Origin of the sequence: Enterococcus asini ATCC 700915 (assembly GCF_000407365.1) — a bacterium.
Taxonomy (GTDB): Bacteria; Bacillota; Bacilli; order Lactobacillales; family Enterococcaceae; genus Enterococcus_C; species Enterococcus_C asini.
Genome location: NZ_ASVU01000001.1, coordinates 1,988,877 through 2,012,236 on the forward strand (window position 1 = coordinate 1,988,877; position 23,360 = coordinate 2,012,236).

24 protein-coding genes are annotated in these 23,360 nt (G+C 42.2%); 20 read left to right on the plus strand and 4 right to left on the minus strand.

Annotated features, from left to right (window positions below):
* Positions 1-169: 169 nt before the first annotated feature.
* The 11 genes from I579_RS09560 to I579_RS09610 all read left to right on the plus strand — a co-directional run bounded on the left by I579_RS09560 (position 170) and on the right by I579_RS09610 (position 10,442).
* Complete coding sequence (locus I579_RS09560) at positions 170-1,489, plus strand: IS1380 family transposase (RefSeq protein WP_010753805.1); 1,320 nt, start codon at positions 170-172, stop codon at positions 1,487-1,489.
* Between the two features lie 286 nt (positions 1,490-1,775).
* Positions 1,776-3,053 carry a DUF262 domain-containing protein gene (locus I579_RS09565; protein ID WP_233419267.1) on the plus strand — a complete coding sequence of 426 codons (1,278 nt, stop codon included), beginning with the start codon at positions 1,776-1,778 and terminating at the stop codon, positions 3,051-3,053.
* A complete protein-coding gene (locus I579_RS09570) occupies positions 3,053-4,831 on the plus strand; it encodes a GmrSD restriction endonuclease domain-containing protein (RefSeq protein WP_010753803.1) in 1,779 nt (592 codons plus the stop codon). Before I579_RS09565 ends, I579_RS09570 begins: the two co-directional genes overlap by 1 nt.
* Before the next feature lie 483 nt (positions 4,832-5,314).
* Positions 5,315-5,854 carry a ClbS/DfsB family four-helix bundle protein gene (locus I579_RS09575; protein ID WP_010753802.1) on the plus strand — a complete coding sequence of 180 codons (540 nt, stop codon included), beginning with the start codon at positions 5,315-5,317 and terminating at the stop codon, positions 5,852-5,854.
* Between the two features lie 115 nt (positions 5,855-5,969).
* Positions 5,970-7,028, plus strand: coding sequence for a S66 family peptidase (locus I579_RS09580; RefSeq protein WP_010753801.1), 1,059 nt, complete (start codon positions 5,970-5,972; stop codon positions 7,026-7,028).
* 24 nt (positions 7,029-7,052) lie between these two features.
* Entirely contained in the window at positions 7,053-7,454 is a 402-nt protein-coding gene (locus I579_RS09585; RefSeq protein ID WP_010753800.1) for a cytidine deaminase family protein, read from the plus strand.
* Positions 7,455-7,522: 68 nt separating this feature from the next.
* Positions 7,523-7,810, plus strand: coding sequence for a hypothetical protein (locus tag I579_RS13145; protein ID WP_010753799.1), 288 nt, complete (start codon positions 7,523-7,525; stop codon positions 7,808-7,810).
* A 295-nt stretch (positions 7,811-8,105) separates the two neighbouring features.
* Positions 8,106-8,573: a hypothetical protein gene (locus I579_RS09595; protein WP_034810538.1), complete on the plus strand. Its 468-nt coding sequence runs from the start codon at positions 8,106-8,108 to the stop codon at positions 8,571-8,573.
* Between the two features lie 25 nt (positions 8,574-8,598).
* A complete protein-coding gene (locus I579_RS09600) occupies positions 8,599-9,138 on the plus strand; it encodes a DUF1697 domain-containing protein (RefSeq protein WP_010753797.1) in 540 nt (179 codons plus the stop codon).
* Between the two features lie 33 nt (positions 9,139-9,171).
* Entirely contained in the window at positions 9,172-9,894 is a 723-nt protein-coding gene (locus I579_RS09605; RefSeq protein WP_010753796.1) for a DUF5131 family protein, read from the plus strand.
* 44 nt (positions 9,895-9,938) lie between these two features.
* Entirely contained in the window at positions 9,939-10,442 is a 504-nt protein-coding gene (locus I579_RS09610) for an NUDIX domain-containing protein (protein WP_143139887.1), read from the plus strand.
* A 57-nt stretch (positions 10,443-10,499) separates the two neighbouring features.
* Here I579_RS09610 and ade read toward each other — a convergent pair whose 3' ends face one another.
* Positions 10,500-12,233: an adenine deaminase gene (ade, locus tag I579_RS09615; RefSeq protein ID WP_010753794.1), complete on the minus strand. Its 1,734-nt coding sequence runs from the start codon at positions 12,231-12,233 to the stop codon at positions 10,500-10,502.
* A 392-nt stretch (positions 12,234-12,625) separates the two neighbouring features.
* Between ade and I579_RS09620 the strand changes: the two genes are divergently transcribed.
* Together I579_RS09620 and I579_RS09625 are read left to right on the plus strand one after the other, a co-directional pair.
* Positions 12,626-14,089, plus strand: a complete 1,464-nt coding sequence (locus I579_RS09620) for an APC family permease (RefSeq protein ID WP_010753793.1) — start codon at positions 12,626-12,628, stop codon at positions 14,087-14,089.
* A gap of 137 nt (positions 14,090-14,226) precedes the next feature.
* On the plus strand, positions 14,227-14,661 hold the full coding sequence (locus tag I579_RS09625) for a GNAT family N-acetyltransferase (RefSeq protein ID WP_010753792.1): 435 nt from the start codon (positions 14,227-14,229) through the stop codon (positions 14,659-14,661).
* A gap of 43 nt (positions 14,662-14,704) precedes the next feature.
* Here I579_RS09625 and I579_RS09630 read toward each other — a convergent pair whose 3' ends face one another.
* Complete coding sequence (locus I579_RS09630) at positions 14,705-15,664, minus strand: L-lactate dehydrogenase (protein WP_010753791.1); 960 nt, start codon at positions 15,662-15,664, stop codon at positions 14,705-14,707.
* A gap of 281 nt (positions 15,665-15,945) precedes the next feature.
* Here I579_RS09630 and I579_RS09635 point away from each other — a divergent pair, with 281 nt between their 5' ends.
* From I579_RS09635 to I579_RS09645, 3 genes are all read left to right on the plus strand, one after another.
* Entirely contained in the window at positions 15,946-16,275 is a 330-nt protein-coding gene (locus I579_RS09635) for a PTS sugar transporter subunit IIB (protein WP_010753790.1), read from the plus strand.
* A 4-nt stretch (positions 16,276-16,279) separates the two neighbouring features.
* Positions 16,280-16,591, plus strand: a complete 312-nt coding sequence (locus I579_RS09640; RefSeq protein WP_010753789.1) for a PTS lactose/cellobiose transporter subunit IIA — start codon at positions 16,280-16,282, stop codon at positions 16,589-16,591.
* A 419-nt stretch (positions 16,592-17,010) separates the two neighbouring features.
* Complete coding sequence (locus I579_RS09645; protein ID WP_010753788.1) at positions 17,011-17,664, plus strand: 3D domain-containing protein; 654 nt, start codon at positions 17,011-17,013, stop codon at positions 17,662-17,664.
* A gap of 54 nt (positions 17,665-17,718) precedes the next feature.
* Here I579_RS09645 and I579_RS09650 read toward each other — a convergent pair whose 3' ends face one another.
* Positions 17,719-19,032, minus strand: coding sequence for a metallophosphoesterase (locus tag I579_RS09650; protein WP_010753787.1), 1,314 nt, complete (start codon positions 19,030-19,032; stop codon positions 17,719-17,721).
* A gap of 178 nt (positions 19,033-19,210) precedes the next feature.
* Between I579_RS09650 and I579_RS09655 the strand changes: the two genes are divergently transcribed.
* Genes I579_RS09655 through I579_RS09665 form a run of 3 tightly spaced genes read left to right on the plus strand, consistent with a single transcriptional unit; the run spans position 19,211 to position 21,037 of the window.
* Positions 19,211-19,894 carry a DUF1538 domain-containing protein gene (locus I579_RS09655; protein WP_010753786.1) on the plus strand — a complete coding sequence of 228 codons (684 nt, stop codon included), beginning with the start codon at positions 19,211-19,213 and terminating at the stop codon, positions 19,892-19,894.
* Positions 19,891-20,667 (plus strand): DUF1538 domain-containing protein, encoded by a 777-nt coding sequence (locus I579_RS09660; RefSeq protein ID WP_010753785.1) that lies wholly within the window; start codon positions 19,891-19,893, stop codon positions 20,665-20,667. The genes I579_RS09655 and I579_RS09660 overlap by 4 nt, the downstream gene beginning before the upstream one ends.
* Positions 20,660-21,037: a P-II family nitrogen regulator gene (locus tag I579_RS09665; protein ID WP_010753784.1), complete on the plus strand. Its 378-nt coding sequence runs from the start codon at positions 20,660-20,662 to the stop codon at positions 21,035-21,037. Before I579_RS09660 ends, I579_RS09665 begins: the two co-directional genes overlap by 8 nt.
* A gap of 52 nt (positions 21,038-21,089) precedes the next feature.
* Here the strand turns inward: I579_RS09665 and I579_RS09670 are convergent, their stop codons facing one another.
* Complete coding sequence (locus tag I579_RS09670; RefSeq protein ID WP_010753783.1) at positions 21,090-22,463, minus strand: MATE family efflux transporter; 1,374 nt, start codon at positions 22,461-22,463, stop codon at positions 21,090-21,092.
* Between the two features lie 186 nt (positions 22,464-22,649).
* Here I579_RS09670 and I579_RS09675 point away from each other — a divergent pair, with 186 nt between their 5' ends.
* A complete protein-coding gene (locus I579_RS09675; protein ID WP_010753782.1) occupies positions 22,650-23,318 on the plus strand; it encodes a 2,3-bisphosphoglycerate-dependent phosphoglycerate mutase in 669 nt (222 codons plus the stop codon).
* Positions 23,319-23,360 lie beyond the last annotated feature (42 nt).

Genomic DNA, 23,360 nt, shown 5'->3' on the forward strand with positions numbered 1-23,360 from the left:
CATGTTATAATAGTCCTGAATAATTCATACTTTGACTTCAAACCGTCTGAAACTGCCTAACGGCAGTCTTCATTTTCTTTTTCATTTTCACCTGTTAAGTGATGCAAAAAGAACCCCATTCTGATATGGTAAAGGTGTCGAAACCAACCATAAGAAAGGAGTTCTTCTCATGACTAGCTTACACAAAAACCAGGTAAAATTCAATTCAAATTTGACTATTTCACATACAGGTGGTCGCTTATCGAGTGATTCGGGTTTGGTCTTAGTTCAAGAGGTGATGAATACCTTCGACTTTTCACACGTAGCTAAACAGTGGCTCCATATTAAAGACAAACGTGTTTACTTCACACATGATAACTTAGCGATATTAGAACAACTCATTATGCAGTTAATTGCTGGGTACTCGGCAGACTCATCAGCTAATCTATTAAGACAGGATCCAGTCTTTCAAGCTGTACTCGGTAAAAAAGAGTTGGCCTCACAATCGTCAATCTCACGGTTTTTAGATCGTTTCACCGAGGAGAACATGGATCAACTCCAAGCATTAAATCAGTCGCTGATTGATAAAGCGCGTTTGATTCGCAATGACACCGAGTTAATCATTGATGTCGATTCCACACATTCGGATACCTTTGGACGCCAAGAACAAACAGATTATAATGCCCATTATCAAACCTACGGCTATCACCCATTAGTTGCATTTGACGGATTGACCGGAGATTTCCTAAAAGCTGAACTGCGTTCAGGCAATCAGTACACGTCTAAAGGGGTAAAAGCCTTTATCGACCCGCTGTTACACCACTACAAGAGCACGTTACCTCATACCGAGATATTGGTTCGGGGTGACAGCGGCTTCGCCACACCAGAGGTGTATGAATCTTGTGAAGCAACTGAAAGCCAGTACGTTATCCGATTAAAGAGCAATCGGAGGTTAAGTCAGTTAGCTGAACACTCTGTTCTTTATGGGGATAATAAAAAATGGGAAGACCGAGAAATACAGTATTTTTCACTCCCTTATCAAGCACAATCCTGGTCAAAACCCCGTCGCGTTTGTATTCGATCAATCCGTGAAGCAGGAGAGCTTCTTTTTCACCACGCATTCATTGTGACGAATCTATCCGATAATGTCTCGCCTGAAGTCATATTCTCTCTTTACGGCAAGCGTGGAACAATGGAAAATTTCATCAAAGAAGCGAAATCAGGCTTTTATTTTGACAAAACAGATAGTCCGCGTTTCCTGGAAAATCATGTCAGAATGATGATCAGTGTCCTGGCTTACAACCTCGTCAATTTTTTAAAGACCATTGGATTTGAACAAGTGAATCGGGGGATGACGATTCATTCTATACGATTGACATTGCTTAAAGTTGCCGGAAAACTCGTTAAAACAGGTAGACAAGTCTATCTCAAACTGTCGAGTTATCATGTGTATCAAACTGAATTTTATAAGGTTTTTGAACGCCTACGGCGATCTAGGCAATGGATTTAGGCTAGTTATCGTAAAAATTTTTAACCTATTTTTCCAAGGGGTCAGTCTGCCCTTAAATAGACAAATAATTTTTATTATAGCCTTCTTCCGTATATATCCTGTTCGAAAACACATTATTTTGGGAGAATGTATCTGCCTAATTTAAATATAGGCACTTTGTTCAAAAAAATAGCTTAAATTTAGAGCTATGAATTATTCAGGAATAGAATTAATGATTTAAATTAAGGGGGTAAGTGATTTGACACTACTTCAAGAAGAACTACAAATAATCAATGTCGACACTCTGATGAAGTTGAATCTTAAAATTCCTGAATATCAACGTCCATACCGTTGGTCTTCAAGTTCAACAAATACTTTATTTACAGATACTTACGAAGCTTTCAAGTCTAAAATTAATGAGTATCGGTTGGGTTCAGTAATTCTACATAAATCCAAAAATCCAAACACTCAGGAATATGAATATAATTTGGTTGATGGGCAACAAAGAACAACTACTCTTTCCATTTTATTGTTTGCATTAGGGGAAGATTTTCAAGTTCTTCTGAATGAGGAGTTTAAGCCGACTTCTCAGAACTCAATTAATAACAACTATACGTTATTTCAGAAACGAGTTAATGAATTGCAAGATGACGAGAGGGTTAGTTACAAAAAATATCTTAAAGAAAATTGTACGGTTGTAAAGATTGTTACTGATAGTGAACAAGAAGCATTCCAATTCTTTGATTCGCAGAACTCTCGTGGAAAGGCACTTAAACCTCAAGATCTCTTAAAGTCGTACCATCTAAGAGAAATGACAAGAGATCCTGAAGAATTAAAAATTAAGTTGATATCTGAGTGGGAAGACACTAATCAAAATGCTTTGGAAGAATTGTTTAGAACGTATCTTTATCCGGTTATACGTTGGTTTAGAAATCGTGACGGTTTGAATTACTCATCTGATAAGATTCAGGATTTTAAGGGAATTAAACAAGCTAATACATACAATTATGCTATTTATCATAAGGCGAGTAATATTTTCATTGAGCAAGTTAATTCAAGTGGTTCGAGTGAACTACTCAGTTCTGGAGAGCTAAATCAATTTCAATTAACTCAGCCAATTATTGCAGGTAAAAGATTTTTTGCATGGACGCTGCATTACTCAGTTTTATTGGAGCAAGTGAAGAATAAAATTGATAACTACCATAATCATAATAAATCTGAAATCCCAGACAAACGTACTGGGGACATTTATATCAAACAGCTTTATGAAGCAGCATTAATGTTTTTTGCAGATAGATTTGGTTTTGATGCGATTGATGATTCAATTATGCATCAATTGTATACGTGGAGCTATTCGCTAAGGTTAAAGATGAAGGCAGTTTATCCTCAAACGATAAATAAGTATGCTCGTGGGCAACATGATCGAATTAATAAGGATAAAGACCTGTTCAATTTGTTAAGCGAAATGGTAGATCCTCAAGAATTAAAAGCAGTAATTATGGAAAAAGTGGATGAATCTGATGTGCAAAATAATCAATACAAAACATCATATGAGTTAATGAAACGATGGAATGGGTGGAAATAATGGATAAGAATTTAAAGATGATACCGGTATCAAGGATATTTTCTAATGTACATTATGAAGTACCAATTTATCAGAGAAATTATGCTTGGGAGACCGATCAGATAGAACAATTGATTGAGGATATTAATAGCTCTAAAGATGACTACTTCCTTGGAAATTTAATAGTCAATCAAAAAGAAAACAATGTTTACGAGGTCATTGACGGTCAGCAGCGTTTAACCACTTTATACTTACTTGAACGATATTTAGGCATTCCATTCGCAAAGGATGCACTAAGATTTGAAGCCCGAGAAAAATCCAATAGAACGTTATCTGCTTTGCCTGATACTAATCAATTAACGGATGAATTGCAATCTGCTGAAATTAAATCAGGTTTTAAAATTATTGATGATTACTTTGAAAAGATGGGACTAAAATCCGAGCAGGAATCTTTTATTAGACGATTGGATAAAGTCAATCTTATTCGTGTTCAGGTTCCAGCTAAGATTGACTTAAATCATTATTTTGAAATTATGAACACTCGAGGCGAGCAACTTGAACTCCATGAAATTGCAAAGGCCAATTTTCTGTCAAAAATCGAATCTAAAGAAGATAAGGCCATCGCAAATGATATTTGGGAATACTGCTCTAATATGGATTCGTATATTCAAATGAATTATCCAAAAGATAAGAGGGATAAAATCTTCAATAGTGATTGGAGCGATTTGTCAGTTAAAACTGTAAATTTTGATTCGTTAAGATCCTATTATCATGATGTAGTTATAGTAGATGAGAAGATGTCTCTCAGAGATATTCTACAAGGAAAAGGAAAAACAAAAGATTCTAATAACGATTCTGAAGAACCAGAAAACGAACGCTTTGAGTCTATTATTTCATTTCCTAACTTTTTATTGCAAGTCAACGCGGCACTTACTAGGTCAAGCAATGATGACGATGACTCAAGCCTTGATGATAAGAATTTTTTAATCAATTTAGAAAAAAACTGGAAAGATGAATCTTCAGCTAAGGACTTCTTGTTCATGTTGTTGAAGTCACGTGTTTTATTTGATAAGTTCGTTTTGAAACGTGAGTATGCTCGTGATTATAAAGAAACAGGGAAATGGTCACTTCAAAAGCTTGAGAAATATACGGATAATAAAGGTAATAAGCCAAAATACGTTGGGACTTTTGGTGGCGATGAAGATAATCGAAATAAACAAATTCGCACATTACAATCTGCACTTCGTATTACCTACACATCACCTAAAACTATGCATTGGATTTCTCTAATTCTGACAAGCTGTTTAAATAATGATGATTCTGATATTTTACAAATTCTTGAAGCTTATGGTCAAACTAAAGTAGATGCTTCGGGATACACAACGGCGACTGGATTCAGTTTTGAAAGAATTGTATTTAGCTATTTGGATTATCTTCTTTATCGAAACGGATATTCATATAATGGAAAAGAAGTGGTAAGACCTCTTGCTGATGACTGGCAATTCCAGTTTAGAAGTTCAATAGAACATTTTTATCCACAGCATCCTACTGAATTGGTGGTATGGGCTAATGAAGATTTGAACTGTTTCGGGAACTTAGCACTAATTACAGTTTCAGGGAATTCAACGTTTAACAATGCGATGCCGGTTGGGAAAGCTAGCACCAACCCTGGAATTATTGAACAAAGTTTGAAGTTAAAAATAATGACTGAGATGATGAGACAGAATGATAATAACTGGAATCAAGAATTAGCTCATAAACATCAAAGGGAAATGTTTAACGTTCTTGAGAAAGGCTGATTTGTTCCCACAAACCTATTCAATCTATCAACTCAAAAATTATAAACAACCGTCATTATAGTAGTAAGATACAGAGTGTACTTTCAACGCATGTGGAGTGCGTGGCGTTGTTGCGCAGAAAGTAAGACTGGAGTTTTTATATCTAGTATGAATGAGCTTAATCTCTGGTAATCTTGAGAGCTGAAACTTTTAGTTTTAGCTCTTTTTTGTGTTTAGTAGAATACATTATAAAGTGAAAGAATCGGTGGGATATGAGGGTAGAATGAAAAAAAGCAGAAGCGAAGGGCCTCTGCTTTAGTGGTTATTCTGATTTTTCAATTTCATTCAGGGAGCGGCCTTTAGCATCTTTTTAGGTTCTAAGACTAAGAGGAAAGTTAAGTAAATCCGTGAATTGTGAGTTTGTAGTTTGTATAGAGACATGATAACGTATAATTAGAATATCTTTCAGTAATTAAAAACTAACTGATGGGGGAGGAACTGGAAATGGCGAGACCGACTACTAAAAAGGAGTTACTAGATCAGGCAACTATGCAGTTTGAGAAATTACAGGCCTTAATCGCAAGTATGAGTGAAGCGCAACAAGACCGTGACTTTTGTTTTCAACTCACAGATAAAGATAAGGAGACTCACTGGAAACGAGATCGAAATTTGCGAGATGTTTTGATTCATCTTTATGAGTGGCATCAGTTGCTCTTAATCTTTGTTAAAAATAACCGAGGTAGTACGGAGGTCATTCCTTTTTTGCCGGCACCCTATAATTGGAGAAATTACGGGAGACTGAATAGGGATTTTTGGGAGAAGCATCAGTCAACGGGGCTTGTGGAAGCGAAGCGGTTGCTACAAAAAAGTCATACCGAAGTGCTTTCACTGATTGAGAGTTTTTCTGATGAGGAACTATTCACTAAGGTGTATTTCCCTTGGAGTGGCACTACCAGTGTGGGCGCCTATTGTGTCTCCGCAACAAGTAGTCACTACAATTGGGCGATAAAAAAGCTTAAACGGCAGATTAAGGCTTTAGCATAAGCGATTTTGAAAAGTGCTCACAGCTAAGTTGATGCGAATCAAAGATGAAATAATCGTTTTAGTTTTGTACTAGCTTGAATGAAAAAAACTATTGGCAATAGTGAGGAGGAAGGCAATGATTTTTCCAAAGAAGTTAAAATCCGGGGATAAAGTTGCGATTGTCAGCTTGTCCAGTGGCATGCTAGGTGAAGAATTTTGTCGGCATAATGTTGAAATTGGTACGAAGCGATTACAGGATTTTGGTTTAGAGCCAGTCTTTATGCCCCATGCCTTAAAAGGTATTGACTATCTAAAAGAACATCCCGAAGCCCGCGCCAGTGATCTGAAACAAGCTTTTTTAGACGATTCGATTGCCGGCATTATTTGTGCGATTGGTGGGGATGATACGTATCGACTGTTGCCCTTTTTAATGGAAGATCGTGAGTTCATCGAGGCAGTGCAACGCAATCCAAAATTGTTCACAGGGTTTTCTGATACGACGATTAACCATCTGATGTTTTATCAATTAGGCCTATCGACTTACTATGGTTTGGCTTTCATAACGGATTTGGCTGAAATTTCTGATGAGATGTTGCCTTATACGAAAGCGGCGTTTGAAGGGTATTTTGAAGATTGGTCGGGCAAAAAAATCGTTCCCAGTGAAGTTTGGTATAAAGAGCGGCGTGATTTTTCCCGCAATGCCATCGGGATGGAACGAATTGCTCACAAGGAAGAACGGGGCTTTGAACTTTTGCAAGGGGCGGGTGTTTTTGAAGGTAAGTTGCTAGGAGGCTGTTTGGAAAGCTTGTATGATGTGCTCACCAGCAATCGTTATCCGGATCAAAAGGCTGTTTGCGAAAAATACGGTCTTTTTCCGAATGTGGAAGAATGGCGTGACAAGATCCTCTTTATTGAAACCTGTGAGGAAAAGCCTGCTCCAGAATTATTTGCAAAAGAGTTGCTTGCGTTGAAAGAGCAAGGGATTTTCGAGGTGATTCGGGGGATAATCGTCGGCAAGCCTCAAGATGAAAGCTACTACGAAGAGTACAAGTCCGTTTTAAAAGAGATCGTAGCCAATCAGAACCTCCCAATTGTCTATAATGTGAACTTTGGCCATGCTACACCGCGAACCTTTTTGCCTTATGGCGCGAAAGTCAGAGTGGACGCGGAAAAGCAGATGATTGAGTTCCTTTAGTACTAGTAGACAAGGAGGAAAAGAATGGACCAGTGGACAGAGTTATACAATGAAGCAAGAAGGGTTCAAAAGGCATGGGAAGTCTCTCCTTTTATTGAAGCTGGTGGGGTTGCGGCAGCCTTATTGACGAAAAAAGGAACGGTCTATGTGGGAGTCTGCATCGATACGGCGTCTAGTCTGGGCATGTGTGCCGAGCGCAATGCCATAGCCAACATGCTGACCAATGGGGAAAGTCAAATCGAAAAAATCGTTGCCGTACTTTCTGATGGCAGTGTGGTGGCTCCTTGTGGGGTTTGTCGGGAGTCTATGATGCAATTGGCTAAAGATAGCGGCGAGATTGACGTGTTATTGGACTATGAAGAAAGAAAAGTCAGCAAATTAAAGGAACTCTTGCCAAATTGGTGGGGCAGCGCACGTTTTTCATGAGTTTTTTTGAATCACCTCATTGCATCAGGTAAAAGACTTGCTTATTCTTGAAGTAGGAGGTGGCAGTAATGGCCAATGAAGAGCGCAAGGATTTTAATAAGATGCTTCATGATAATAAGGACATGCCCAAGATACAGATCATCACGGATCAAAAAAGTATCGAAAAGTATGGAGGCAAGCGGATGTATTTTGCACCGCCGCTGGATTACGACCAAGTGATGAAACAAGTTCCTTATGGGCAAGTGGTAACAGTAGGGAAAATTCGTGAGTATTTCGCTGAACAGGCCGGCGCAGATTTTACCGAACCGATTACGGCGGGGATTTTTGTGTCGATTGCAGCTTGGTCTAGCCACTAACGGACCAGCGATAAAACCCCATATTGGCGGATTTTAAAGGCCAAGGGAGAATTAAATCCAAAATATCCTGGCGGCATCTTAGCTCAAAAGGAAAAATTAGAAGCAGAAGGCCATCATGTAATCCGGCGGGGGCGGAAGCACTTTAGGTATTACGTGGCTGATTATGAGGCGGCACAATGGGCAATAAAAGAAGTATGAGATAGTGGGAGAGCTCCAGAGCTTTCCTGCTTTTTTTGTCAAAAAAAGGAAACCGTTTTATGAATTTTGTTACAATTTGAGTAAGAAAAACGACGTAATGGAGTGGAAAGGTGGGAGTTTCGTGGAATTATCCGAAACAGTGGCATTACTATCCGATAAAAACCACAGTGTGGCCTATAAATCCTTGCAAAAATTACAAGAGGCAAGCGAACAAGGGCCAGAGGTTGCAGTGTTTGTACCGCATTTTTATGAGCTGCTTGATAGCAAGCGTTCCTATGTACGCACTCGAGGCATCATCTTGTTGGCGGCGAATGCCAAATGGATTTCAGAAAAAGAATTGGAACGTATTCTACCCAAACTTTTAGAACATATTGCCGATCCCAAACCGATTACCGCTCGCCAGTGCATCCAGTGCTTACCGCAGATTGTAGACGAAAAACCGGTTACTGCTCCGGCAATAGTCGCTGCCTTAAAGCAGGTCAAGCTTACTGGTTACCAAGAAAGTATGCAGAAACTATTAGCTCAAGATATCCAACAGGTTTTACGTCAGATTCAAAAGAATTAAGAAACGAGATAAGGAAGGTAAGTCTATGGAGCGCTATATCGCATTGCTACGAGGCATCAATGTCGGTGGTAAAAATAAAATCTCCATGCCTGAACTCAGACAAGGGTTTGAAGAACTGGGCTATGAGCAAGTGGTCAGTCATTTAAATAGTGGCAATGTGCTCTTTTCCACGACGGAAAGTCCATTACCAGAGCTGACCCAACAGATTGAAACCATGATCCGGAACCGATTTTTCTTAAAGATTCCCGTATTACTCTTGCCGCAAAGTCAGCTAGTAGCGGCCTTAAAAGAGGCGCCGGATTGGTGGGGGACCAGTGACAAAGAAATTTATGACAACTTGATCTTTTTATATCCGGGATTATCCGGTGAAGTATTTTCCCAGGAAATGGGCGTACCTCATCCAGAATATGAGCAAGTGCAGTTTTATGAAAGGGTGGTTTTCTGGTCCTTTTTGCGCAAAGATCATCAAAAGACCAACTGGTGGGGGAAAACCACGAAGGCTAGTATTCGTCAAAACATCACCATTCGCACGGCAAATACTTTGCGCAAAATTGCCACTATGTAAGAAGGATGCTGATTGAAAAAGGAGGCTAGCTTCATGAATTGGGAACCGTGGACGGGGTGCTACCCGGTGAGTACCGGCTGTAACAACTGCTATTTTTATGGACCAAATGCCAAGCGCTTTGGCCAAAATGAGATTACCAAAACCGATAAATTCGACTGGCCTATTCGTCGAAATAAAAAAGGGGAATACTGCATTAAAGGCGGAAAAATTCTAGCCACCTGTTTTGCCACGGATTTCTTCTTACCAGAAGCCGACCTATGGCGCAAAGAGGCTTGGGCCATGATTAAGGAACGGCAAGACATTGATTTTTTGATTATTACCAAACGCATTGACCGTTTCAAGGAGAGTTTGCCTGAGGACTGGGGAGATGGCTATGACAATGTCAATATCGGCTGTACCGTGGAAACCCAAGCGCTAGCGGATCAGCGCTTGCCGCTATTTTTAAGCTATCCTCTAAAACGACGCTTTATCGCTGCGTCGCCCTTACTGGAAGAACTTGATTTATCCCCTTATTTGGCAAAAGTGGACCATGTGACGGTTTGTGGGGAAAATGGCCGGGATGGTCGTTTGTGCGAGTACGCTTGGATTGAAAAAATACAAAAGCAGTGCCAAGCAGCCGGGAAAACATTTTGGTTTAAGAGTACCGGCACTCGCATTCGTACCCAAGAAGAAGTAGTAAAGGTTAATCCTTTTAAACAGGGAGCGTTGGCTAAGTCTTTTCAATTGGATATTACGGATGGGAAAAGGTTATTTTAGCTAGTTTACAAAAGGGAGTGTTCGAATTGCGGTGTTTGTTTACCATGGATACGAAAGATTATCCAAAAGATGGCAAGCGGATTGTCCGGCCGTCTACTCGAAGCATTATTATAAAAGAAAATCGATTGGCCTTGGTTTACAGTCAAAAGTATCATTATTACAAATTTCCTGGTGGGGGAATTGAGGCGCAGGAAGATCCAAAAAGCGCGTTGATTAGAGAAACCCTGGAAGAAACTGGCTTAGCAGTGATTCCAACTTCCATTCGGGAATATGGCTATGTTCACCGGATTCAAAAAGGAGAACCTGAGGGGATTTTTATTCAAGACAATTATTACTATTTTTGTGAAACTAGACAAGGTGTGGGCGGTACCCATTTGGATGACTATGAAGAAGCTGAGGGTTTCACATTGGCTTTTGTCACCTCGGAGGAAGCTCTTCAAGAAAATCAACTAAAAGACCACGCTTCGGCTGATCCTTTGATGATCCAGCGAGAGAGCCGGGTAATGAACTTATTAGTAGCGGAAGGGTATCTGGACAAGAAAAGATAAAAAAAGGCCCGGCAGCTCTATGTAGAATCCTGCCGGGCCGTATTTGTAAGTGAAGGATTAAGCATCAATCGTGGTTAAAGCAAATTCATTGAAAGAAAAAAGGCCCATATCGGTAATCTTAAGCTCTGGAATCACGGAGAGGGTCAAAAAGGACAGTGTCAAGAAAGGATCAAAAGCACTACTGGCGCCTAATTTGCGGGCAGTAGCGGTCAAGTTTGTCAGCTTTTCATAAGTGGTTTGGTAGCCTAAGGTAGACATGAGACCACCGATTGCTAGGGGCAGACAAGCCAGCTCGGTTTGATCTTTAACGGCAATCATCCCACCGCCAATGGCCAACAGGCGCTCCACTGCAAAGAGCATATCTTCATCATTGGTACCTACCACTACGATATTGTGGGAATCGTGGGAGACACTGGTGGCCAGAGCACCGGCTTTTAATTCAAATCCTCTGACGATCCCTAGGCCAATATTTCCCGTTTGTTTGTGGCGCTCCACCACGGCGATTTTTAAAAAGTCGTCTTTAATAGAAGGAATAAAGTGACCTTTATCCTTGGTGACCGGAGCAATTAATTCCTTAGTAATCAAACTGTTGGGGATGATTTCGATAATTTTGGCTTGTGTGCTGTTTAGTTTCAAATCAAAACTTGTAGCAGACAAAGGAGTCGCATTCATATTCGGCAATGCTCTCAATAAGGGATTTTCCGTGGCTGTTGGAAACAGTTCGGTAACCAGTTGCTCCCGTGTTTTGACTTGTTGGCCTTTGACAAAAACCTCGTGAATCGGCAAGGTCGTCAAGTCATCTGTAAAGAAGAAGTCTGCTTGATACCCGGGAGCGATGGCGCCGATGGTTTTTAATTGGAAACATTCCGCGGCATTTAACGTAGCCATTTGGATGGCTAGTAAAGGATCTAAGCCTGCTTGAATGGCTAAGCGCAAAATATGATCGATGGATCCTTTTGTCAATAAGTCGTCCAGCAGTAAATCATCCGTAACAAAAACACAGCGGCGGGCGGTTTGTTCGGTGACTACGGGTAAAAGTGACTGGAGATCCTTGGCCACGGTACCTTCTCGAATCATCAAGTACATTCCTAAATCTAAGCGGGCTTGGGCTTCTTCTGCATTGACCGCCTCATGATCCGTGCGAATTTGAGCCGTGGGGTAGACGGACAAATCCCCTTGCGCTATCCCAGCAGCATGACCATCGATTACCCCGCCGGCTTGCTGAATGGCGGTGATTTTTTCTAAAATGTCTGCTTCTTGGTTCGCCACGGCTTGGTAATTCATTACCTCGGCTAGCCCCAAAACCTCAGCTTTCTCCATAAAAGGTGCTAATGTGGCCGCATCCAATGTGGCACCATTGGTTTCAAAAGGGGTCACAGGGACACAAGAAGGCAGCATGGTGAAAATATTCATCGGTGTGGCTTGGGCGTCAGAAATCATGTATTCTAGTCCGGTAGTACCGGCTACATTGGCGATTTCGTGGGGGTCCGTAATGGCACTGGTAACCCCGTGAAGTAAGGAGACTTTAGCAAATTCGTGAGGTGGCAAGAGGGTGCTCTCAATGTGCACATGGCCGTCAATCAAACCAGGCACAACGTACTGGCCCTTAGCATCGATTACTTGTTGGCCCTCGTATTGCCCGAGACCTACGACGATTCCTTGGGTAATGGCGATGTCGGTTTCCATGATTTTCCGAGTAAAGACATTAACCACTTTGGCGTTTTTAATGACCAACTCTGCGGGGATTTGTTTGGCACTGGCCTGGATCCGTGCACTTAATTCACTAAACATGAAAAAGCCTCCTTAATAATTGTGAAAGATTTTTGTTAGTATAACATAGGCCTTCAGGATTAGGGAGAAAAATTCATCGAAATCGTTTTTTTACTTACACAAAAATCTGTAGAACCGAACATTTTTAAATAAAGCAACTGTTTTTGTAGTGAAAATGCAGAAATTTGGCTACTATAAAAAGAAACATAATTCTATTATGTAAACTGAACTTTAATGCCGTCGATGACAGAGTGATTTTGTCATTGACGGTTTTTGCTTTTCAGGAAACATGAAAGCAAAATGGCTGAAAGATAAGAGTCTCTTCATATTAAAAAACATAATATTGCGAAAACTAAAAAAACTCTATATCATTTAGTCTGTTGTCATTTTATTTTTAATAAAGGAGCGATAATATGAGTCAAAATCAAAAGCAACTACGCTGGTTTACAGTGGGACTAATTGCCTTCAACATGGTTTGGGGCTTAGGAAATGTGGTGAACAACTACGCCCAACAAGGGATTTCCGTAGTTACCTCATGGATCCTGATTCTAGCGTTATATTTTATTCCTTATGCTTTAATCGTGGGCCAATTGGGTTCGACATTTAAAGACAGTAAGGGTGGGGTTAGTTCTTGGGTGGAAAATACGTCCACGAAGCGCTTAGCCTACTATGCGGCTTGGACCTACTGGGTGGTACACATCCCGTATTTGGCCCAAAAACCACAAGCCATTATGATTGCCCTAGGTTGGGCGGTACAAGGAAATGGGGATATGCTTTCCAATATGTCCATGACTACCATTGCTTTGGTGAGCTTGGTAATTTTCTTACTATTCTTGTATTTATCTACAAAAGGTCTTTCCACTTTGAAAGTCATCGGGGGCTTGGCCGGGACTGCCATGTTTGTGATGTCCATTCTCTTTATCTTACTTGCAGTAGGCGCGCCTGCTGTCAGCAATGGTATGCAGTTTGCGACACCAGATATGGGGAATATCAAAACCTATATTCCGAAGTTTGATTTCTCTTACTTCACGACGATTTCCATGTTGGTCTTTGCAGTAGGGGGAGCAGAAAAAATCTCGCCTTACGTTAACCAAACGAAAAATCCAGCTAAAGAATTTCCAAAAGGGATGTTCTTGTTAGCCGGGATGGTGGGTGTGTCTGCGATTCTCGGATCCATCGCCATGGGGATGCTTTTTGCTAGCAACAATATTCCTGCCGACTTAATGCGAAATGGTGCTTACACCGCTTTCCAACAATTAGGGGAATACTATGGCGTGGGCAACTTCTTGATGATTGTCTACGCATTGACGAATACCGTGGGCCAAATTTCGGCCTTGGCCTTTTCCATCGATGCGCCATTGCAAATCCTTTTGGCGGATGCCGATCCAATGTTTGTACCAAACTGGTTACGGAAACGTTCGAAAAAAGGTACCTTGGTCAATGGGTACTTGTTCACTGGGATTCTGGTAAGTATCATCATCTTGCTACCGATTCTCGGAATTGGCAATATGGATGAGTTGGTAAAATGGATGACCAACTTAAACTCTGTTGTAATGCCAATGCGTTATTTGTGGGTATTCTTCGCTTACATGATGTTGAACAAAGCTTGGAAGAACTACAAATCCGAATACAAATTCATGAAAAATCCAAAACTTGGCTTTATCGCCGGAACTTGGTGCTTTGCTTTCACCGCGTTCGCTTGTATCTTGGGAATGGTACCAAAATTGGACTATGCCGTAGATCCAAAAGCTTGGTGGTTCCAATTGGCAACCAATATCTTGACGCCAATCGTCTTGATTTTGTTGGGCATGATCTTGCCAGCCATTGCACGTCGGGATAAAGACAAAGGAATTGTACCAGATTTAAAAGAAGTCTAATCTTAAATTAGTAGCAAAAGGTCGGGAGTTATCCCGGCCTTTTTTAGTTACTTGTTTAGTTGACAAGCAGGATGGAGAAGCCTAGACTGATTTAGAAAACGTTTTTATGCAGCTCAACCAATAAAGGAGTGTGTCTAATGGACGTAACCATTCGCCGGTATCATGCAGGAGACGAGGCAGGAATCTGGCAGTTAAATACCCAAGTGTTAGGTTATCCTTTTTCTTATGAGGAGACGGCGGCAAAACTTGCACTGCTAGCTGAAAACCCCGAACACTGTATTTTAATCGCTCAGGTGGATGGAGAAGTAGTGGGCTACATTCATGGCGCTGACTATGAAGTGCTTTACATGCCTTCTTATAAGAATATTTTAGCTCTGGCAGTGGCCAAAGACTATCAGCATCAAGGCATAGGCCGTACTTTGTTACAGGGGATCGAACAGTGGGCGAGAACTACGGGAGCAGCTGGTGTTCGCTTGGTTTCTGGGGAAGAACGCATAGAAGCACATGAATTTTACACAGCCTGTGGCTATCAGAGAAAGAAAAAACAAGTTAATTTCCGTAAAGAATGGTAAGAAAAAAGCCCGGTAGCTACTTACTACCAGGCTTTTTTAGAGCTTATTCTGCGTATTTTTTGATTTTTTCTGTGTTTTCCCGAATCACTACAGCAGAAGCGCGGAATTTTTCTTGTTCACTTGGTGTCATGTGAATTTCCAAAATATCTGCTACCCCCGTGCGATTAAGGATCGCTGGAACACCGGCAAAGAGATCTTGTTCTCCGTATTCCCCTTCTAGTAGGGTGGAGACCGGGATGATGGAGTTTTCATTAAAGAGAATCGCTTTAATGATTCCCACCGCCGCCGAAGCGATGCCGTAGTAAGTGGTGCCCTTGCGGTTGAAGATTTCCCAGCCTTCTCGAGTCGTTTTCAAAACCAAGTCGTCTAAATCAATATCGCCGACTAATTCAGGATTGTCTGTAATGACATCTTTAAAGGATTTTCCGGCGATGGTGACGGTGGACCAAGGAACCATCAAGGAGTCCCCGTGTTCACCTAAAGCATACCCATAGACGCTCCGAGGGTCCACATCGACTAAATCAGCTAAAAAGTTTTGCAAGCGGGCCGAGTCGATGGAAGTACCGCTACCAATGACCTGATTTTTCGGCAGACCGGATAGTTTGTAGACTAAGTAAGCCAACATATCAACTGGATTGGAAACGACCAAGAAGATGCCGTCGAAGCCACTGGCCATAATCGGATCCACGATGGATTTTGCGATTTTGGCACTGATATCCAACGTATCTAGGCGAGTTTGACCGGGTTTTGGTGGTGCCCCCGCAGTGATTACGACGATATCTGCGTCGCCACAATCTTGGTACTCCCCAGCCGTTACTTTCACATTACGATCCAGGTATTTAATCGAGTTTTTTAAATCTCGGACTTCACCTAGGGCTTTTTCGTGGTTGAGATCCACCATTAAAACTTCGTCACAAACCCCTTGGGTAATCAGACTAAAGGCTGTGGAAGAGCCCACTAAGCCGCTACCGATAATGGCTACTTTTGATTTTTGAATGCGCATATGGGTGATATTCCTTTCTATAGTAAAGAATCGTTTCTTGAACCTCTATTATGTTATCAAACCCCGCATGCTTTGGCAAAGGTTTCGTTTGGAAACATTCGTTAGCCGAGGAGTCTTTTTCTTCAAAGGGAGCACGGGCTGTTTTATCTTGCGGAACATGTTCCACAAATGCGATAATGACTACCTTTTCCTCGTAAAATTACGTAAGATATTCTTGTAAACGATTTCTGTCGTGACGCTAAGAGAGTCAAATCGAAAATAATGAATGAGGAGTGTCAAGGATGAGTAAAAGTACAATTATGTTAGTTTGTGCAGCGGGGATGAGTACTAGTATGCTAGTGACAAAAATGCAAAATGCCGCCAAAGAAAAAGGACTAGACGCGGAAATTTTCGCAGTAGCTGCTTCGGAGGCAGACAAGAAGTTAGCCAGCCAAACCATTGATGTGGTCTTATTAGGCCCACAAGTTCGCTTTATGGCTAAACAATTTCAAGAAAAGTTAGAGCCCTTAAAGATTCCTGTTGAAGTAATCAATATGGCGGATTACGGCATGATGAATGGAGCTAAGGTCTTGGAACAAGCAGTACAAATGATGGAAGCAAAGGTGGGCTAAAGCAATGAATGAACAGAATTTAGAGGCAATCATGGGGTTAATCATCCATGGTGGGGATGCGAAAAGTAGCGCCATGGAAGCTTTACAAGCAGCAAAAGAAGGCGACTTTGCCACGGCGGATGAGAAAATCAAACAGGCGGAGACGGCATTAAACGAAGCGCACCATTCTCAAACCGGACTTTTGACGCAAGAAGCCCAAGGAAATCACATGGAAGTAACTTTGTTAACCGTACACAGTCAAGATCATTTGATGACTTCGATTGCTTTTACAGACTTAGCAAAAGAAATCATCGATGTTTACAAAAAAATCGGCTAATCGGCTAAAAAGAAAACCTGAACGGGAGAAAATCTTGTTCAGGTTTTCTTTTTTTGAAGGTAACACCTGTGAAATCACTAGGAGAAACTGTGAAAAAAGTCGCAATGAAAGATTACAGCTGCGAAGTTTTTGTAATGAAAACGATTCAACAAATGCAAAATAACCAAGAGAAAAATCCTAAAAAAGCCGTCTTTACCTTCTCTTAATAACCTTATTACAATTATCAGAATTCTTCAAAAAATAAAAAGCCCGTCGTTACAAGGATGTAACGACGGTTATTTTTTTTGACCAAGGGTTTTGTAAGATATTCACAAATCTGCAACATTCTGTCAAGGTGTTGTTACCCACAAGAGCCCGCACCTTGTTATGATGTTCCTGTCAATAAGACTAACGAAAAACAACTTGAAGGAGACACATACATGAAACTGATCAAATCAATCTTATTTGGAACAGCAGTCTTAGCAGGAGTTGCAGCATTCGGTAGTCAATCCGATGCCGCTGAAATCGAACATACCGTAACATCCTCCGATACACTTTGGGGCTTGTCTATGAAATACTATGGTTCAGATGATTACATCCAAACCATCGCGAATGATAACAACATCGAAAATGCCGACATGATTTACGACGGCGAAGTTTTAAAAATTAATACCGATTCTCCAGCTGCAACTGCTGCGCAAACTGAAACACCAAAAGCTGTTGCTGAAACGACTACTGAAGCTGCTCCCGCTGAAACAAGCGAACCAGTAACGACAACTACAGAAGAAGCAAACTACTCCGGGACAACGATGTACATGGAAGCAACTGCTTATAGTAGTGACCCAGCCGACGCACTAGGAGGCGGGACTGTTACCGCAACCGGCCAAAATCTTTTAGAAAACCCAATGGCAGTGGCTGTTGACCCAAGCGTGATTCCACTAGGGACACACTTGTACGTGGAAGGCTACGGGGAAGCTTATGCAGTGGATACCGGTAGCGCCATCCAAGGAAATATCATCGACGTGCATTTTTCAAGTTATGACCAATGTGTTGCTTGGGGTCGTCGTCAAGTAAAAGTAACCATCCTAGACTAATCCAGAATAAGTAAAAGGGACTGACAATTGTCAGTCCCTTTTTTTAATCAACTATTATTTGCTACGCCAGTGTTGATCGGCTAAGTTTTTGTCTTGTAAAACACCATCCAAATAGTCTTTTAAAAATTTATCCTGGGCCAGTAGTTGATAGCCCGGGGCTTTTTTGAGTTCTGCCACTTCTGCTGTGGTGCGCCCATCATTTCCTTGAAAGAAATCCAAATTGACTTGGCCTAAAAAATCGGCGCCGGTTTCTAAAGTCTCTTTCTCCGTGATTCCTTGATTCAAAAGGGTCTCATAAGCTAAACGTTCGCCATCGTTCAGAAAAAGGTCTTTTAAGTAGGTGTCGTGTTTATAAACTTCAGCGGGAAGCCCCGGTTTTCCTTTGGCCCAATTCGACACGCTAATGGTCTTGCGGTCGTAGGCTACTTGTGAGTCATTGAGCTTCAAAAGGCCATAGCCGTGGTCGATGATATTGTAAGAACTGGTGACGATTTCGGTCAGGTCGTCTTCGGCCATGATATCCTGAGCGTGAATATGCCCGGAAAAGACGACTTTGACTCCGTAATCTTTTAAAAGTTTTTTGACTTCGGCTGCGTTGTCCAAGACATACCCTTGATTCACCGTATCATTGTGTTGCAGCAGATTGTGATGGAGGAAAACCAGCGTTTGTTGGTGATTCTGTTGTGCTTCTTTGAGCTGTGTTTCTAGCCAAGTCATGGTGCTGTCACGAATACTCCCACCGGTGGCCGGTTGTGCGCGGCTTTCGGTCATTGGATAATGATTGCTGTCAAGCAAGACAAAACGATAATCAGGACTAACAGAGAGGGCATAACTCAAGTCATCAGGGGCAGTGGAGTGGGCGTCTTTGTAGCCATCAGGGAAAATCTTTTTAAAGTCTTCTGGGCTGATTTGAGCCGTTTTTGCTTGCTTGTCCCCGTGGAAGCTGCGTGCCCAGCCATCGTATAAATCATGATTTCCAGGTAGACAGTACAAAGCAATCCCTTGCTCTTTTAATGGGGCTAACTCTTTCGCAAGTTGTTCCCCGCTAATTTTTTCGCCATTTAGGGTTAGATCACCGGTGATGATCACTCCTTGAGGTTTGGTGGCTAGCGCTTCCGCCACAAAAGCTTGAAGGCTTTGTGTTTGATATTCCAAGTCTTTTCCGGCCGCGGTGGCTTTAATAAAGGTAAATGCTTTACCGGTATCGTGGAGTTCCGGTGCTAGAAAATGCACATCCGTCAGTAGCATAAAGGTCTCTTCTTCGGTTTGAGCCAAGGGTGTTTCCGCCGAATGATTGCTGTGGAATCCCCAAAATATTCCGCCGGCAAGGGCTAGTCCCACCAGACCTGTAAGTAGTCTTTTTTTCATGTTCTTTCCTCATTTCCAGAGACAATCCTACCATAAAAAGACCGAAAAGCCGAGAAAGCGATTTGAGTTTTGTCATTTTTTAGGCTAAACTAAGATTAGTGTCCGTTGAGGAATGCTTGTCTTTTTCTAAGAAATCGTTCCTCAATCGATAACGAAATCATAAAAAAGGAGGAATACTATGAAAAAAAGCTTTGAAGAAGTGATTGTGGCGATTCTCCCAATGACCGTTTTGATTGTTATTTTAACCTTCATCTTTGCGCCCTTATCTATGGACGATTTGATTATTTTTATTGTTGGTGCGGCCATTATGATGGTGGGAATGGCTTTGTTTTTATTCGGCGCTGATTATTCCATGCTCCGGGTGGGTTCACTAGTCGGGGAATACATGATTAAAAAGCGCAGTTTGGCGATTATGTGCAGTCTCGGCTTCGCAATTGGGATTGGCATTACCATTGCTGAGCCCTCGGTTCAAGTACTAGCGCAGCAAGTGCGGGATATTTCGGAGGGGACGATTACCAAGTTCGTCTTAATTGGCGTAGTAAGTATTGGAACCGGTATCTTCTTATCTTTTGCATTGTTGCGGACGGTTTTTCGCCTGTCTTATTACAAGATGATGTTGATTGGCTATGTGGGGGTTTTTGCCCTGTCATTTTTCACCAGTCCTGAGTTTATGCCGATTGCCTTTGATGCTGGCGGGGTAACCACTGGACCAGTAACCGTGCCCTTTATTCTTGCTTTGGCCAGTGGGGTCACCAGTATGATCCATCAAGGCAAAGGAGAAAGCGATAGTTTCGGTATGGTGGGTGTCTCTTCATTAGGCCCAATTTTAGCGGTTATGTTGTTGGGGGGGGTTTTTAGATGAACCTTTTACAACAGATTTTTACTGGCTTGGGAACACAGATTGAAGAAGTTCTTTTAGCAATTGCTCCGATTGTTCTCTTGTTTATCTTTTTAAATCTAGTGAGTTTTCGCTTGAAGCCGAAAAAGTTTTGGCGAATTATGTTGGGCTTTTTCATTACAACATTAGGTTTGATTCTATTTTTACACGGGGTAAACATCGCTTATGTACCTGTAGGGCGCCACTTAGGAACGGAATTGGCTCGTTTAGAAAACAACTGGCTTTTGATTCCGATCGGTTTTGTAATGGGCTTTCTAGTGGGCTTTGCGGAACCGGCGATTCATGTCATGGTGAAGCAGGTAGAAGACGAAAGTGGCGGTACGGTTAAGCGAAAAGTATTATTAGCAGTGGTTTCACTGGGAATTGGAGCAGCGGTGGCCTTGTCCATGTGGCGCTTATTGGCTGGCTTTAGCATCTACTATTTCCTTATTCCTGGCTATCTGTTAGTATTCCTATTGGGTCGCAAAGTGGATAAGATGTTCTTGGCCATGGCTTTTGATAATGGTGGAGTGGCGACGGGGCCGATGTGTTCTACCTTTATCCTTTCCATGGCGGTGGCGATTGCCGCGGAGATTGAAGGGCGCAGTCCATTAATCGATGGCTTTGGTGTTGTGGCACTGATTGCTTTGACACCGATTTTGTCCACTTTAGCACTAGGGTATTTGTATAAGAAAAAAGAAGAGCGCGATCAAAAAGAAAAGCAGAAATTGCAAGAAGCGGGGGCTGAAAATGGATAAACCAGTAGCGTTAAATTTGGAGATGATTGTGACAATTGTAGACCGAGGCGTGGGAGAAGATGTGAATGAGTACTCCAAGCAAGCCGGAGCCAATGGCGGAACGATTCTCCATGGGAAAGGGACGAGCACCAAAGAAAAAAATCGTTTCTTTGGTTTGGAGATTGAACCGGAAAAAGATATCGTGTTAACCTTGGTGCCGGATACGTTGACGGCGACCGTTATGGATGCTATTGGCAAAGGCTTGAAGATCGATCAGCCTGGCAACGGCATTTGCTTTTCCATTGATATCGACAAAGTCATGGGGATTACCGCGATTAATTCCTATCGTAAAGTGGTAGATATGGAGACATTTTTGGATAATGAAGAGTAAAGATTAGAAAAACGACTGGCTCCCGTGTGGCGGAACCAGTCGTTTTTTTGTTTTACGGTGTAGTTTCTGGAGAGTGGGGAAGATTGTTTTGCTCTTGTGCCAAATGTTTGAGTGTTTTCATGGCTTTTAAGTAGGAATATAGCAATACCGCCACCGAGCCAATCCAAGCTAAAGGGGAGGCTAGCACGGCTCCGGGATAGCCCATAAGCTGAGTCAAAAAGATCGCCGCAAAGGCTCGCATGAATAGTTCCATAACACCGGCAATGGTCGGTACCTTGGCTTGACCAAGGCCTTGTAACGTATAGCGTAAGATAAAGAGAATCGCCAAAATCCAGTAAAGACTAGCGGTGATGTTGAAGTAGGTTTGGGCCAATTCAAAGACCTTGGTTTCCTTGGCACTGACAAATAAAGAAACGAAATTACGGCCAAAGATGATCACGGCAATCCCCGCCACGATACTAAAGCCGATACTCATGGTCAAGCACTGGCGAACCCCTGTGAGGATTCGTTGGTATTGTTTCGCCCCAAAGTTTTGGCCGGTAAAAGTCGCCATGGTAACGCCAAAGGACATCATGGGTTGAGTGGCGAATTGGTCGATTCGTCCGGCAGCTGCTTGAGCCGCTACCACATCGGTTCCCAAACTGTTCAATGCGGTTTGTAAAATTACGGTACCAATGGCGATAATGGAAGATTGGAAAGCCATGGGCAAACCGGCATTTAAATGAGTGACGTACTCGTTTTTTGTCAGCTGGAAGTCTTCTTTTTTCAACTGTAGCAAAGGAATCCGGCGCAGAATGTAGATGTAGCACATTAAAGAAGAAGCCAACTGGGCGATTAAGGTCGCCCAAGCTGCACCAGCGACCCCCATACCGAAGTTTTGGATGAAGACCAGGTCCAATACCACGTTGATAATCACGGCAAAAATCAAGAAGAACAAGGGCGTGCGGCTGTCCCCTAAAGCCCGAATCATATTCGACAAAAGGTTAAAGGCCATGGAAGCTACCATCCCTCCGAGAATAATGGTGATGAATTCCTTGGCTTGATTGTAAATGTCTGCCGGGGTTTGCATGACTTGCAGCAGGGGATCAATCAAAAGGAGACTCAACCCCGTTAAAATCAAAGTCACTAATAAGCTGATTAAGACGCTGACGGCAAAGCTGCGTTTGACCCCACGGTAGTCTTTCGCCCCGTAGCGCTGAGCGGTGATGATCGACAGACCGGCACTGAGCCCTTGGGCAAAACCGATAATCAAAAAGGTGATGCTCCCGGTAGAGCCAACCGCTGCCAGCGCCTCTTTTCCCAGCGTTTGACCGACGATAATCATATCCACCATATTATAAAATTGTTGAAACACATTTCCCACTAATAAGGGAATGGTAAAAATCAGAATCAGTTTGGCAGGACTGCCCTTGGTTAAATCGCGCATGTTCGTACTCCCTTGTCTTTAAACTTGCATTAGTCTATCACATTCCCTGAGAAAAAAATATGGAATATCTTATTATTTTTCTTGTGGTATTTTATGAAAGAATCAGCGCTGTTTTCCTGAAAAATTTGCCAGGCCATGACAAGAACCAAAAAAACTGCCATAATAGAAGAGACAGGAGGGAATCAGATGCAGATGGTATTGATTCGCCACGGGGAAAGCGAGGCCAATTTCCAAAACTATTGGACTGGTTGGCTAGACGTTCCCCTGACAGAAAAGGGCCGCAGACAAGCCCAAGCAGCCGGTGAGAAAATTAAACAAGCAGGACTGGAGTTTGACTATGCGTTTACCTCAGTGTTGCAGCGTTCCTTGATTACGTGTCAGGAAGTATTGGAAGCCTGTGACCAGCTGTGGCTGCCAGTGGAAAAGACTTGGCGTTTAAATGAACGCCATTACGGCGCATTAGTGGGGAAGAATAAAGACGAAATGAAAGCCGAGTTCGGTGCGGAACAAGTGAAGCGTTGGCGCCGAGGGTATTACCAGCTACCGCCCTTGGTGGAGCAAAATCATTTTGATCGTCGTTACGACAATTTGGACCAGTCTTTGATTCCAAAAGGGGAAAGTTTGGCTTTGACCACAGAGCGGGTGTTGCCTTTGTGGCAAGATTGGCTGGCACCGTTGCTTTTACAAGATAAGAATGTTTTAGTTGTCGGCCACGGCAATAGCTTACGGGCCTTGGTCAAGTATTTGGAAGACATCCCACCGGAACAAGTGGATCAGATCGAGATTCCCAATGCCACACCGGTTTTGTATGAATTTGCGGCAGATTTGCAGATTTCTCGAAAAATCTTACTTTAATCACGAACAAAATATCTTCCTATAGTGAAAACGTTAATGAAT

Bases quoted from the DNA above. Each gene is read 5' to 3' on its own strand.
- I579_RS09645 (WP_010753788.1), top strand. From the start codon at position 17,011: ATGAAACTGATCAAATCAATCTTATTTGGAACAGCAGTCTTAGCAGGA.
- I579_RS09595 (WP_034810538.1), top strand. From the start codon at position 8,106: ATGGAGTGGAAAGGTGGGAGTTTCGTGGAATTATCCGAAACAGTGGCA.
- I579_RS09650 (WP_010753787.1), bottom strand. From the start codon at position 19,032: ATGAAAAAAAGACTACTTACAGGTCTGGTGGGACTAGCCCTTGCCGGC.
- I579_RS09580 (WP_010753801.1), top strand. From the start codon at position 5,970: ATGATTTTTCCAAAGAAGTTAAAATCCGGGGATAAAGTTGCGATTGTC.
- I579_RS09655 (WP_010753786.1), top strand. From the start codon at position 19,211: ATGAAAAAAAGCTTTGAAGAAGTGATTGTGGCGATTCTCCCAATGACC.
- I579_RS09625 (WP_010753792.1), top strand. From the start codon at position 14,227: ATGGACGTAACCATTCGCCGGTATCATGCAGGAGACGAGGCAGGAATC.
- I579_RS09670 (WP_010753783.1), bottom strand. From the start codon at position 22,463: ATGCGCGATTTAACCAAGGGCAGTCCTGCCAAACTGATTCTGATTTTT.
- I579_RS09635 (WP_010753790.1), top strand. From the start codon at position 15,946: ATGAGTAAAAGTACAATTATGTTAGTTTGTGCAGCGGGGATGAGTACT.
- I579_RS09630 (WP_010753791.1), bottom strand. From the start codon at position 15,664: ATGCGCATTCAAAAATCAAAAGTAGCCATTATCGGTAGCGGCTTAGTG.
- I579_RS09575 (WP_010753802.1), top strand. From the start codon at position 5,315: ATGGCGAGACCGACTACTAAAAAGGAGTTACTAGATCAGGCAACTATG.
- I579_RS09585 (WP_010753800.1), top strand. From the start codon at position 7,053: ATGGACCAGTGGACAGAGTTATACAATGAAGCAAGAAGGGTTCAAAAG.
- I579_RS09600 (WP_010753797.1), top strand. From the start codon at position 8,599: ATGGAGCGCTATATCGCATTGCTACGAGGCATCAATGTCGGTGGTAAA.
- I579_RS09610 (WP_143139887.1), top strand. From the start codon at position 9,939: ATGGATACGAAAGATTATCCAAAAGATGGCAAGCGGATTGTCCGGCCG.
- I579_RS13145 (WP_010753799.1), top strand. From the start codon at position 7,523: ATGGCCAATGAAGAGCGCAAGGATTTTAATAAGATGCTTCATGATAAT.
- I579_RS09640 (WP_010753789.1), top strand. From the start codon at position 16,280: ATGAATGAACAGAATTTAGAGGCAATCATGGGGTTAATCATCCATGGT.
- I579_RS09570 (WP_010753803.1), top strand. From the start codon at position 3,053: ATGGATAAGAATTTAAAGATGATACCGGTATCAAGGATATTTTCTAAT.
- I579_RS09665 (WP_010753784.1), top strand. From the start codon at position 20,660: ATGGATAAACCAGTAGCGTTAAATTTGGAGATGATTGTGACAATTGTA.
- I579_RS09620 (WP_010753793.1), top strand. From the start codon at position 12,626: ATGAGTCAAAATCAAAAGCAACTACGCTGGTTTACAGTGGGACTAATT.
- I579_RS09565 (WP_233419267.1), top strand. From the start codon at position 1,776: ATGAAGTTGAATCTTAAAATTCCTGAATATCAACGTCCATACCGTTGG.
- I579_RS09560 (WP_010753805.1), top strand. From the start codon at position 170: ATGACTAGCTTACACAAAAACCAGGTAAAATTCAATTCAAATTTGACT.
- ade (WP_010753794.1), bottom strand. From the start codon at position 12,233: ATGTTTAGTGAATTAAGTGCACGGATCCAGGCCAGTGCCAAACAAATC.
- I579_RS09660 (WP_010753785.1), top strand. From the start codon at position 19,891: ATGAACCTTTTACAACAGATTTTTACTGGCTTGGGAACACAGATTGAA.
- I579_RS09605 (WP_010753796.1), top strand. From the start codon at position 9,172: ATGAATTGGGAACCGTGGACGGGGTGCTACCCGGTGAGTACCGGCTGT.
- I579_RS09675 (WP_010753782.1), top strand. From the start codon at position 22,650: ATGCAGATGGTATTGATTCGCCACGGGGAAAGCGAGGCCAATTTCCAA.